This window comes from Nocardioides sp., from assembly GCF_034670285.1.
Taxonomy (GTDB): Bacteria; Actinomycetota; Actinomycetes; order Propionibacteriales; family Nocardioidaceae; genus Nocardioides.
On record NZ_JAXMNS010000078.1, the window covers coordinates 1 to 11,255 of the forward strand.

Sequence of the window (11,255 nt, forward strand, 5' to 3'; positions counted from 1 at the left end):
CCTGCGGATGGCCGGCACCTTGCGCCTCGAGCACAAGCAGGCCTCCCTCGAAGAGCTGGGCCAGCTCCACGACCCGGTGCTCACGAAGGACGCCATTGCCGGTCGGATCCGCCGGCTGCTGGCCATGGCCGACAAGCGGGCTGCCGACCTCGGCATCCCCGACACCGAGTCCTCCCTGACCCCCGAGATGCTCGCCGAGGACGACTAGCACCCGTCATGACCGCCTATGCCCGAGGCGCGACGTTGTTTCGCGCCGCGACCGCCCAGCTGACCAGTGCCGAGCTGATGCTCCCGGTGCCGTCGTGCCCCGGTTGGACGGTCTCCGACGTGCTCACCCACGTGGCCGACAACCACGAGGCCGTGCTGAGCGCCCACGGGGTGGTCACCGACAGCGCCGACGTCATCGCCGTCTACGAGGAGCACCTGACCAAGCAGCCCCGGGCGATCCTGGATGCGATCGAGCTGATCCTGCACGGCTGGGACATCGCCCGCGCCCGCGGGATGGTCGGCAGCCTCGACGACGTCACCCTCGACTTCCTCCTGGCGTTCGCCGTCGACGCGGGGGAGCAGCTCTACGCCGACGGCGCCTTCGACCTGATGCTGGTCTCCACCGACGTCGGGCGGGAAGCCAGCGTGCTGGCCCTGTACGGCCGCGACGCGCGGGTGCCGAGCGAGTAGACGGATCCAGCGGTCCCAGAAGGTGCGATCGGTCGTTTCATCAGGGTTACCGGCACGTACCGCGGGACGTGCGTTCTCCGTCGGGCCTGCGAGCGATAGGGTCACCGCAGCCCACCTCAGTCGAGCTCAGGAGCAATAGCAGTGACCGTTCGCGTTGGTATCAACGGCTTCGGCCGAATCGGCCGCAACTTCTTCCGGGCCATTCGGGCCCTCCAGCAGACCGAAGGTCTGGACATCGAGATCGTCGGGGTCAACGACCTCACCGACAACGCCGTCCTCGCCCACCTGCTGAAGTACGACTCGATCCTCGGTCGTCTCGACGCCGACGTGTCGGCCACCGACGACGCGATCATGGTCGGCGACCAGCGCATCGCCGCGTTCGCCGAGCGTGACCCGGCCAACCTCAAGTGGGGCGACCTCGACGTCGACATCGTCGTGGAGTCCACCGGCTTCTTCACCGACGCCACCAAGGCGCGCGCCCACATCGACGGCGGTGCCAAGAAGGTCATCATCTCGGCGCCCGCGTCCAACGAGGACATCACGATCGTGATGGGTGTCAACCACACCGACTACGACCCGGCGCAGCACACGGTGATCTCCAACGCCTCGTGCACGACCAACTGCCTGGCCCCGATGGCGAAGGCCCTCCACGACGAGCTCGGCATCGTCAAGGGTCTGATGACCACGATCCACGCCTACACCGCCGACCAGAACCTCCAGGACAACATCCACAAGGACCTGCGTCGCGCCCGGGCAGCGGCCCTCAACGTCGTCCCGACCTCGACCGGTGCCGCCAAGGCGATCGCGCTGGTCATGCCCGAGCTCAAGGGCAAGCTCGACGGCTACGCGCTGCGCGTGCCCGTCCCCACCGGCTCCGCCACCGACCTCACCTTCGAGGCCGGCCGCGAGACCACGGTCGAGGAGGTCAACGCGATCATCGAGAAGGCGGCCGACGGTCGTTTCCTGCGCTACTCCACCGACCCGATCGTCTCCTCCGACATCGTCACCGACCCGGCGTCGTGCATCTTCGACGCGCCGCTGACCAAGGTCATCGGCAACCAGGTCAAGGTCGTCGGCTGGTACGACAACGAGTGGGGCTACTCCAACCGCCTCGCCGACCTGATCGCCCACATCGGCGAGACTCTCTGACGTGTCCGGCGACTCCACGACACTCGATGACCTGATCGGCGGCGGAGTCGCCGGGAAGCGCGTCCTGGTCCGCTCGGACCTGAACGTCCCGCTCGACGGCACGACCATCACCGACGACGGCCGCATCCGTGCGAGCCTCCCGACGATCCGTGCGCTGGCCGAGGCCGGTGCACGGGTCGTCGTGACCGCGCACCTCGGGCGCCCCAAGGGCGCTCCGGAGGAGCGTTACTCGCTCGCCCCGGTGGCCACGCGTCTTGCCGAGCTTCTCGGCGCGCCGGTCGCCTTCGCCACCGACACGGTGGGGGAGTCCGCGACCCAGACGGTGGGCGACCTTGCCGACGGCGAGGTCGCGCTGCTCGAGAACGTCCGTTTCAACGCCGGTGAGACCAGCAAGGACGATGCTGAGCGCGGCGCCTTCGCCGACGAGCTCGCGGCGTTGGCCGACGCCTTCGTCTCCGACGGCTTCGGGGTCGTCCACCGCAAGCAGGCGAGCGTGTACGACGTGGCTCAGCGCCTGCCGCACGCCATGGGCGGGCTCGTGGCGACCGAGATCGAGGTGCTGCGCCGGCTGACCGTCGAGCCGGCCCGTCCGTACGTCGTCGTCCTCGGCGGCTCGAAGGTCTCCGACAAGCTCGGCGTCATCGACAACCTCCTCGGCAAGGCCGACAAGCTGCTCATCGGCGGCGGCATGGTCTTCACCTTCCTCGCCGCTCTCGGCCACGAGGTCGGCAAGAGCCTGCTCGAGGAGGACCAGCTCGAGGTCTGTCGCGCCTACCTCAAGCGCGCGGAGGAGTCGGGCGTGCAGATCCTGCTGCCCGGCGACATCGTGGTCGACACCGCCTTCCCCACGGGCGACACGACGCCGCAGCCCCGCGTCGTCTCGGCCGAGGCGATCCCGGCCGACTGCCTCGGGCTCGACATCGGTCCCGGCTCCGGCGCCGACTTCGCTGCGGCGCTCGCCGACGCCAAGACGGTGTTCTGGAACGGCCCGATGGGCGTGTTCGAGGTCCCGGAGTTCTCCGACGGCACGCGGGCGGTCGCCCGGGCGCTGGTGGGGATCGACGGGCTCTCGGTGGTCGGTGGGGGAGACTCCGCCGCTGCCGTGCGCGCGCTCGGCTTCGACGAGGCCGCGTTCGGACACATCTCCACCGGCGGTGGAGCCAGCCTGGAGTATCTCGAGGGCAAGGAACTGCCCGGCATCACTGTCCTGGAGGACTGAAGACATGGCACCTGCTCGCACCCAGCGCGTCCCGCTCATGGCGGGGAACTGGAAGATGAACCTCAACCACCAGGAAGCCGCTCTGCTCGTGCAGAAGCTTGCCTGGACGCTCTCCGACAAGCGCCACGACTACGCCAAGGTCGAGGTCGTGGTGGTCCCGCCGTTCACCGACCTGCGTTCGGTGCAGACGATGGTCGACGGCGACAAGCTGTCGCTCAAGTACGGCGCTCAGGACGTCTCGGCGCAGGACTCCGGCGCCTACACCGGCGAGATCTCCGCCTCGATGCTGGCCAAGCTCGGCTGCACCTACGTGGTCGTGGGTCACTCCGAGCGGCGTGAGCTCCACGCCGAGACCGACGAGCTCGTCAACGCCAAGGCCCACAAGACCGTTGCTGCCTCGATGACGCCCATCGTGTGCGTCGGGGAGGGCCTCGAGGTCCGCAAGGCCGGCGAGCACGTCGCCTACACGCTGGCTCAGGTCGAGGGCTCGCTCGCCGGGTTCACCGCGGAGCAGGTCGGCGCCCTCGTCGTCGCCTACGAGCCGGTGTGGGCCATCGGCACGGGCGAGGTGGCAACCCCCGAGGACGCCCAGGAGGTCTGCGGGGCGATCCGGGGCCGGGTGCGCGAGCTGCACGGCGATGACGCCGCAGAGGCGCTGCGCGTGCTCTACGGCGGCTCGGTGAAGGCTGCGAACGTGGCCGGGATCATGGCCAAGGACGACGTCGACGGCGCTCTGGTGGGCGGCGCGAGCCTCCAGGCCGACGAATTCGGCGGCATCTGTCGCTTCTACGACATGCCGACCCTCTGACCATCACACCTCTGACGTAGGATCTCGCACCGTGGAACTCCTCTTCACCATCCTGCTCATCACAGCCAGCCTCGTCATGATCCTTCTGGTGCTCCTGCACAAGGGTCGTGGAGGCGGGCTGTCCGACATGTTCGGTGGCGGGGTGTCCAGCTCGCTAGGCGGATCCTCGGTCGCCGAGCGCAACCTGGACCGTTTCACGATCGGCGTCGGCATCATCTGGTTCGCCGTCGTCATCGCCCTCGGTCTGTTGAAGGCGTACTGAAGTTCCTGACATCCCCTGACTCTGACGGCTCGGGCTCTCAGCGACATCCCCACGTACGACGACTTTCCTGAGGAGACATCTCTATGGCTGGTGGAGGAAACGCCATCCGCGGTAGCCGGGTCGGTGCTGGTCCGATGGGCGAGGCCGAGCGCGGCGACGCTGCCCCACGTCAGGCAGTGACCTACTTCTGCTCCCACGAGCACCGGTCGGTGATCACGTTCTCGGTCGAGGCCACCGTCCCCGAGACGTGGGACTGCCCCAAGTGCGGCCTGCCGGCGTCCGTCGACTCCGACAACCCGCCGCCCGCGCCGAAGATCGAGCCCTACAAGACCCACCTGGCCTACGTGAAGGAGCGTCGCTCCGACAAGGAGGCCGAGGTCATCCTCGACGAGGCCATCGCCCTCCTCCGCTCGCGCCGCAAGTCCGGCGACGTCATCTTCTGATCGTTCCCGCCTGATCGTGAGTCGGCGCGTCTACGCGCCGACTCGCGCGTCTACGCGCCGACTCGGCGATGACGGGGCCGGTGGAGGTCAGCTCGCGAGCGAGATCCCGAGCCGCAGCGCGGCCTCTCGGGCCCCGGCGCGGAGCCGTGCCTGGGGGTCGCAGTGAGGGCTGAAGAGGTCGTCGCACTCGAAGACGTCGATCACCCAACCCTCGCTCCTGAGCTCGCCGCGTCGTTCGAGGTCGTGCTCCACCTGCTCGGGGCTCGAGTGCCATTCCCGACCGTCGTACTCCGCCGCGTAGCAGATCGCGCCGCTGGCCAGATCGATGATGGCGAGGATGCGACCACTCCGCCAGACGATGAACTGCGGCTCGGGCGTGGGGAGACCGGCCCCGATCCAGTGCAGTCGCAGCACCGACTCACCGGGGGACTCCGCACGCCCGTCGGCCAGAGGCGCCAGCACGCGGAGCGTCCGCACCCAGCGCATGCCTCTGTAGCGCTCGACCTCCGCGAGCAGCTCGACGTGGCCGAAGACGCCGAGCCGGAGCATCGCGTCGAGGCCGGCGATGCCACGGTCAGTCCAGCGCACGCGCCCCAGGTCACAGGCGGTGCGCAGGGGCGTGGCGACCCGGAGCCCGTTCAGCTCGGTGATGTCGCGGTCGAGCAGGTTGCGCTCGCCGCTGTCGACCAGTCCGTTGCGGAGCCTGCCCATGCCGGACGGTCGAAAGACGGAGATCGGTTGCAGGTTGATGTGCTCGTTAGGAGCAAGCACCATCTCTGCGCCGTGCAGCCAGCCGGCGTGACGATCGACGATGACGCAGTCCTCGGGCACGACCAGGCCAAGGGCCGCGCAGCGCAGCGCCGTCGAGTCGGGCACATGCTGGGAGACGTAGACGCCCTTGATCAGCCTCCTGAGGTAGCCCTGCTGCGTGAGCCAGGTCAGCCGGTGCCCCGTGACACCCTCCGCGCCGGCCGTCGCGGCGGTGAAGGGAACGTCCAGAGGAAGCGGCGAGGAGGAGTCGAGGAACCGGCGGGGGAGGTCGAGTCGCGTCATGCGCCGAGGCTCGGCCATGGACGGACCTCGGGCAAGGGACCGCCGATCGGCCTGTGGACAAAGACCCGAGTTGCCTCTCCTGTGGACGCCGAGTCGGCGCGTACTCGCGCCGACTCACCGATAGCCGCTGCGCCGAGTCGGCGCGTACTCGCGCCGACTCGGCATCAGAGGTGGGCAGCGGCGGGCTGGTCGAGGAACCAGATGGTCTCGTCGCGACCGGTCACCCCGCGGGCGGGGGTGTCGGTCACGGAGCCCTCGGCGGCGAGCGAGGCGGCGACGGCCTCGGCCTTGCTGTCACCGCTGGCGAGGAACCAGACCGACTCGGCGCGGTTGAGCGTCTCGAAGGTCAGACTGATGCGCTCCGGAGGCGGCTTGGGCGAGCCCACCACCCCGACCGTCGGGCCATCGGCGGCCAGGCCCTCGTGGCCGGGGAAGAGGGAGGCGACATGGGCGTCGGGTCCGATGCCGAGCATCAGGATGTCGAACGTCTCCGCGCCGTGCTCTCGCAGCGTCGCGGCGTAGACCGCTGCGCCGGCGTGGACGTCGTCCGCGTCGGCCGTGGAGGGCATCTCGTGCACCTGTGGATCTCCGACCGCGTCGAGGAACGCGCGTCGGCCCTGGAGACCGTTGCGGTCGGGGGAGTCCGGGGCGACGAACCGCTCGTCGCCGAACCACACCACCACCCGGCTCCAGTCGACGTCGCTGCCGGGCGAGAGCCGCGCGACCTCGTGGTGGATCGCGTCAGCGATGGTGCCTCCGGTGACGACGATGTGCGGCACCCGACCCGACGCCTGCGCGGCCTCGAGACGGGCGATCAGCTCGCCGGCGACCGAGGTGGCGAGCGTCGTCGCGTCCGGGTGGACCTCAACCCGAGGAGTGCTCATCAGCGGCGGTGCTTTCGGTAGTAGGCGATCAGCGACTGTGTCGAGGCGTCCTGCTCGGCTGCGACCTCGGCGTCGCCGGCGACCGCAGGACTCAGCGCCTGCGCGAGCTGCTTGCCGAGCTCGACGCCCCACTGGTCGAAGCTGTCGATGCCCCACACCGCGCCCTGCACGAAGGTGATGTGCTCGTAGAGCGCGATCAGCTGGCCGAGCACGGACGGGCTCAGCTCGGGAGCCATGATGGACGTCGTGGGGTTGTTGCCCTCGAACGTCCGAGCCGGCACGACGGCCTCGTCGGCGCCCTCGGCTCGCACCTCGTCGGCGGTCTTGCCGAACGCCAGCGCCTGCGTCTGGGCGAAGAAGTTGGCCAGGAACAGCTCGTGCACGTCGGCGTCGCCGTCCGCGAGCCCGTAGGCCGGGTTGGCAACGGCGATGAAGTCGGCCGGGACCAGCTGGGTGCCCTGGTGGAGCAGCTGGTAGAACGCGTGCTGCCCGTTGGTGCCGGGCTCGCCCCAGAAGATCTCACCGGTGCCGGAGGTGACCGGGGTGCCGTCCCAGCGCACGCTCTTGCCGTTGGACTCCATGGTCAGCTGCTGGAGGTACGCCGGGAAGCGGTGCAGCAGCTGGGCGTAGGGGAGGACGGCGTGCGACTGGGCGCCGAGGAAGTTGGTGTACCAGACGTTGAGCAGGCCCATCAGCAGCGGCACGTTCTCGGCCGGGGGAGCGGTGCGGAAGTGCTCGTCCATCGCATGCATGCCGGCGAGGAACTCGGCGAAGCGCTCGGGACCGATCGCCACGACCAGCGAGGTGCCGATGGCGGAGTCGAGGGAGTAGCGGCCCCCCACCCAGTCCCAGAAGCCGAACGCGTTGGCCGGGTCGATCCCGAAGTCGGCGACCTTGTCGAGGGCAGTCGACACCGCTGCGAAGTGACGCGACACCGCGACGCGGTCCTCGGTGTCGGGGCCGAGCGCCCCGGAGCCGCGCAGACCCGCGATCAGCCAGGTGCGGCACAGCCGGGCGTTGGTGAGGGTCTCGAGCGTGCCGAAGGTCTTGCTGGCCACGATGAACAGCGTGGTCTCGGGGTCGAGCCCCTCCAGGGTGGTGCTGGTGTCGGTGGGGTCGATGTTGCTGATGAACCGGCACTCGAGCCCGGACTGGCGGTAGGCCGCCAGCGCCTCGTAGGCCATCACCGGGCCCAGGTCGGACCCGCCGATCCCGATGTTGACGACCGTGCGGATGCGCTGGCCGGTGATCCCGACCCACGCGCCCGACCGCACTCGCTCGGCGAAGTCGTAGACCTCGGCGAGGGTGGAGTGGACGTCGTCGACGACGTCCTGCCCGTCGACCTCCAGGGAGGCGTCGGCCGGCAGCCGCAACGCGGTGTGCAGGACGGCGCGGTCCTCGGTGACGTTGACGTGCTCACCGGCATACATCGCGTCGCGGTGATCCAGCACGTCGGTCTGCTCGGCCAGGGCCAGCAGGGCCGCCACGACGGCGTCGTCGACGAGGTTCTTCGACAGGTCGACCCACAGGTCGGCGGCCGTCAGGCTGAGCCGCTCGACCCGGCCGTCGTCCTCGGCGAACCAGGCACGCAGGTCCGGCTCGAGTGACTCGGCCAGGTCCGCGAGGTCGGACCAGGCCGACGTCGTGGTGGGGTCGACCGGTCCGCCGGTCATGAGCCCTGCTTCTCCATCTGCGCCTTCACCGTATCGACGAGCTCGTGCCAGGAGGCGATGAACTTGTCGACGCCCTCGTTCTCCAGCGCGAGCATCACGTCGGTCCAGTCGACGCCGGCAGCGGCGATCTGGTCGAGGATCGACTGGGCGGCGCCACCGCGACCGGTGACCTTGTCACCTTCGACCTCACCGTGGTCGGCGAAGGCCTGCATCGTCTTCTCCGGCATGGTGTTGACCGTGTCGGCCACGACGAGCTCGCTGACGTAGAGGGTGTCGGGGTACTCAGAATTCTTCACACCCGTCGAGGCCCACAGCGGCCGCTGGGCGTTGGCTCCGGCGTCGGCCAGGATGCCCCAGCGGTCGGAGCCGGCGATCTCGGCGAAGGCTGCGTAGGCGACTCGCGCGTTGGCGATCGCGGCCTTGCCGCGCAGGGCCAGGGCGTCGTCGGTGCCGATCGCCTCGAGCCGCTTGTCGACCTCCGAGTCGACGCGGGAGATGAAGAAGGATGCCACCGAACGGATCCGCGACAGGTCGAGTCCGTTGTCGCGGGCCTGCTCGAGACCGGTCAGGTAGGCATCCATCACGGCGCGGTAGCGCTCGAGGGAGAAGATCAGCGTGACGTTGACGCTGATGCCCTGCGCCACCACTGCGGTGATGGCGGCCATCCCGGCCTGGGTGGCGGGGATCTTGATCAGGACGTTCTCGCGATCGACCGCCGACCACAGGGCCTGCGCCGAGGCGATCGTGGCCTCGGTGTCGTGGGCGAGGTCGGGCTCGACCTCGATCGAGACCCGACCGTCGTCCTTGGTCGATGCCGCGACCGGGGCGAGGATGTCGCAGGCGTTGCGGACGTCCTCGGTGGTGAGCTCGAAGATCACCTCGTCGACGCCCTTGTCGTCGGCTACCAGCTGGCGTACCTGCTCGTCGTAGCGCTCGCCCTCGGCGATCGCCCCGGCGAAGATCGTCGGGTTGGTCGTGACCCCGACCACGGAGGACTCCTCCACCAGGGAGGCGAGGTTGCCGGACTCGATCCGCTCCCGTGAGAGGTCATCGAGCCAGATGGAGACGCCTGCATCGGCGAGTGTCTTGAGCCGGTCGGTCATGAGAACTCCTGAGATCGGTGCTGGATGGTCGTGGGGTACGCCGCTCAGGCGCCGGCAGCGATGCTGTCGCGAGCGGCGGTGGCGACGGCCTCGGCGGTGAGGCCGAACTCGTCGTAGAGGCGCGAGAAGTCGGCCGACGCGCCGAAGTGGTCGATCGAGACGATGCGGCCCTGGTCGCCGACGTACTCGCGCCAGCCCTGCTTGACCCCGGCCTCGACCGAGACCCGGGCCTTGACGGTGGGCGGCAGGACCTTGTCGCGGTAGGCCTGGTCCTGGGCGTCGAACCACTCCAGGCAGGGCAGCGACACCACGCGGGCCTTGATGCCGTCGGCGGCGAGCAGGTCGCGCGCCTGGACGGCGAGCTGGACCTCGGAGCCGGTGCCCATGAGGACGACGTCCGGGGCGCCGTCGGGGGCGTCGACGAGCACGTAGCCGCCCTTGGCCACGTCCTCGAGACCGGCCCAGTGCTCGCCGGTCTCCTCGTCGATGCCGCGCGGGAAGACCGGCACGTTCTGACGGGTCAGGGCCAGCGCCGAGGGGCGGTCGGTGTGGCCGAGGATGGCCGCCCAGACCGCTGCGGTCTCATTGGCGTCCGCCGGACGGACGACGTCCAGGCCCGGCATCGCGCGCAGCGAGGCGAGGTGCTCGATGGGCTGGTGCGTGGGGCCGTCCTCGCCCAGGCCGATGGAGTCGTGGGTCCAGACGTAGGTGACGGGCAGCCGGCTCAGCGCCGCCACGCGCACCGCGCCACGCATGTAGTCGGAGAACACCAGGAAGGTGCCGCCGAAGACGCGAGTGAGCCGGTCGGCCGCGATGCCGTTCATGGTCGCGCCCATGCCGTGCTCGCGGATCCCGAAGTGCAGGACCCGGCCGTGGAAGGCATCGCCGTTCCAGTCGTCGGTCGATCGACCCTCGGGCACGAACGAGGGGACGTCCTTGATCGTGGTGTTGTTGGATCCGGCCAAGTCGGCCGATCCTCCCCACAGCTCGGGGAGCAGCGGGGCGAGGGCGTTGATCACCTTGCCGGACGCCGACCGGGTCGCGACGCCCTTGGCGTCGGCCTCGAAGGTCGGCAGCGCGGCGACGAGACCGTCGGGCAGGCTGCGCTCCTTGAGTCGGCGCAGCAGCTCGGCCTTCTCGGGGTTGGCGGCCGCCCAGGCAGCGTGCTTCTCGTCCCACTCGGAGCCCCACGCCGCCCCGCGCTCACGCAGCGAGCGGGTGTGGGCCAGGACGTCCTCGGCCACCTCGAAGTGCTTCTCGGGGTCCCAGCCGAGGATCTCCTTGGTCGCGGCGACCTCCTCGGCCCCCAGGGCGCTGCCGTGGGCGGCCTCGGTGCCCTGGGCGTTGGGGGCGGGCCAGGCGATGACGGTGTCGAGCACGATCATCGAGGGCTTGTCGGTGACCTCGGCGGCCTTGCGGATCGCCTCGTGGAGCGCCGGGACGTCCTCGCGGTAGTCGGTGCCGCCGTTGGTCCAGTCGACGACCTGCACGTGCCAGCCGTAGGACTCGTAGCGAGCCGGGACGTCCTCGGTGAAGGCGATGTCGGTGTCGCCCTCGATCGAGATCCGGTTGCGGTCGTAGATCATCGTCAGGTTGCCGAGCTGCTGGGTGCCGGCGATCGAGCTGGCCTCGCCGCTCACGCCCTCCTGCAGGTCGCCGTCGGAGCAGATGCCGTAGACGTGGTGGTCGAAGAGGCCCTCGCCGGGAGCGGCGTCGGGGTCGAGCAGGCCGTGGACGCGGCGCGCCGACATGGCCATGCCGACAGCGTTGGCGACGCCCTGGCCCAGGGGACCGGTCGTGACCTCGACGCCGGCGGTGTGGCCGAGCTCGGGGTGGCCGGGGGTCTTGGAGCCCCACGTGCGCAGCGACTCGATGTCGCTGAGCTCGAGGCCGAAGCCCCCGAGGTAGAGCTGGGTGTAGAGAGTGATGCTGGAGTGTCCGCACGACAGGACGAAGCGGTCGCGCGCGATCCAGATCGGAAGA

The 11,255-nt window shown here is 69.8% G+C and carries 12 protein-coding genes; 7 read left to right on the plus strand and 5 right to left on the minus strand.

Translation table 11 applies throughout. The annotated features are described in order from the left end of the window. The 7 genes from VOI19_RS05815 to VOI19_RS05845 form a co-directional block, all read left to right on the plus strand. Positions 1-208 (plus strand): helix-turn-helix domain-containing protein (locus tag VOI19_RS05815; protein ID WP_323792014.1); only part of this gene is annotated, 208 nt, incomplete at its 5' end. Positions 209-216: 8 nt separating this feature from the next. Next, on the plus strand, positions 217-678 hold the full coding sequence (locus tag VOI19_RS05820) for a maleylpyruvate isomerase N-terminal domain-containing protein (protein ID WP_323792015.1): 462 nt from the start codon (positions 217-219) through the stop codon (positions 676-678). 141 nt (positions 679-819) lie between these two features. Continuing rightward, positions 820-1,827 carry a type I glyceraldehyde-3-phosphate dehydrogenase gene (gene gap / locus VOI19_RS05825; RefSeq protein WP_323792016.1) on the plus strand — a complete coding sequence of 336 codons (1,008 nt, stop codon included), beginning with the start codon at positions 820-822 and terminating at the stop codon, positions 1,825-1,827. 1 nt (position 1,828) lies between these two features. Next, complete coding sequence (locus VOI19_RS05830) at positions 1,829-3,046, plus strand: phosphoglycerate kinase (protein WP_323792017.1); 1,218 nt, start codon at positions 1,829-1,831, stop codon at positions 3,044-3,046. 4 nt (positions 3,047-3,050) lie between these two features. Continuing rightward, positions 3,051-3,854 carry a triose-phosphate isomerase gene (tpiA, locus tag VOI19_RS05835; protein WP_323792018.1) on the plus strand — a complete coding sequence of 268 codons (804 nt, stop codon included), beginning with the start codon at positions 3,051-3,053 and terminating at the stop codon, positions 3,852-3,854. 31 nt (positions 3,855-3,885) lie between these two features. Further along, positions 3,886-4,116 carry a preprotein translocase subunit SecG gene (secG, locus tag VOI19_RS05840; protein WP_323792019.1) on the plus strand — a complete coding sequence of 77 codons (231 nt, stop codon included), beginning with the start codon at positions 3,886-3,888 and terminating at the stop codon, positions 4,114-4,116. Positions 4,117-4,199: 83 nt separating this feature from the next. Beyond that, positions 4,200-4,559 (plus strand): RNA polymerase-binding protein RbpA, encoded by a 360-nt coding sequence (locus VOI19_RS05845; protein WP_323792020.1) that lies wholly within the window; start codon positions 4,200-4,202, stop codon positions 4,557-4,559. 87 nt (positions 4,560-4,646) lie between these two features. Here the strand turns inward: VOI19_RS05845 and VOI19_RS05850 are convergent, their stop codons facing one another. The 5 genes from VOI19_RS05850 to tkt all read right to left on the minus strand — a co-directional run. After that, complete coding sequence (locus tag VOI19_RS05850; RefSeq protein ID WP_323792021.1) at positions 4,647-5,612, minus strand: hypothetical protein; 966 nt, start codon at positions 5,610-5,612, stop codon at positions 4,647-4,649. A gap of 164 nt (positions 5,613-5,776) precedes the next feature. After that, entirely contained in the window at positions 5,777-6,496 is a 720-nt protein-coding gene (pgl, locus tag VOI19_RS05855; RefSeq protein WP_323792022.1) for a 6-phosphogluconolactonase, read from the minus strand. Beyond that, complete coding sequence (gene pgi / locus VOI19_RS05860; RefSeq protein ID WP_323792023.1) at positions 6,496-8,169, minus strand: glucose-6-phosphate isomerase; 1,674 nt, start codon at positions 8,167-8,169, stop codon at positions 6,496-6,498. Before pgi ends, pgl begins: the two co-directional genes overlap by 1 nt. Next, a complete protein-coding gene (gene tal, locus VOI19_RS05865) occupies positions 8,166-9,272 on the minus strand; it encodes a transaldolase (protein ID WP_323792024.1) in 1,107 nt (368 codons plus the stop codon). The genes pgi and tal overlap by 4 nt, the downstream gene beginning before the upstream one ends. Positions 9,273-9,316: 44 nt before the next feature. Continuing rightward, positions 9,317-11,255: transketolase (gene tkt, locus VOI19_RS05870; RefSeq protein ID WP_323792025.1), on the minus strand; the 1,939-nt coding region annotated here is incomplete at its 5' end.

What these genes read in the sequence shown, in the direction of transcription:
- tal (WP_323792024.1), bottom strand. Translation starts at nt 9,272, where the DNA reads ATGACCGACCGGCTCAAGACACTCGCCGATGCAGGCGTCTCCATCTGG.
- pgi (WP_323792023.1), bottom strand. Translation starts at nt 8,169, where the DNA reads ATGACCGGCGGACCGGTCGACCCCACCACGACGTCGGCCTGGTCCGAC.
- VOI19_RS05845 (WP_323792020.1), top strand. Translation starts at nt 4,200, where the DNA reads ATGGCTGGTGGAGGAAACGCCATCCGCGGTAGCCGGGTCGGTGCTGGT.
- VOI19_RS05820 (WP_323792015.1), top strand. Translation starts at nt 217, where the DNA reads ATGACCGCCTATGCCCGAGGCGCGACGTTGTTTCGCGCCGCGACCGCC.
- tpiA (WP_323792018.1), top strand. Translation starts at nt 3,051, where the DNA reads ATGGCACCTGCTCGCACCCAGCGCGTCCCGCTCATGGCGGGGAACTGG.
- VOI19_RS05850 (WP_323792021.1), bottom strand. Translation starts at nt 5,612, where the DNA reads ATGACGCGACTCGACCTCCCCCGCCGGTTCCTCGACTCCTCCTCGCCG.
- pgl (WP_323792022.1), bottom strand. Translation starts at nt 6,496, where the DNA reads ATGAGCACTCCTCGGGTTGAGGTCCACCCGGACGCGACGACGCTCGCC.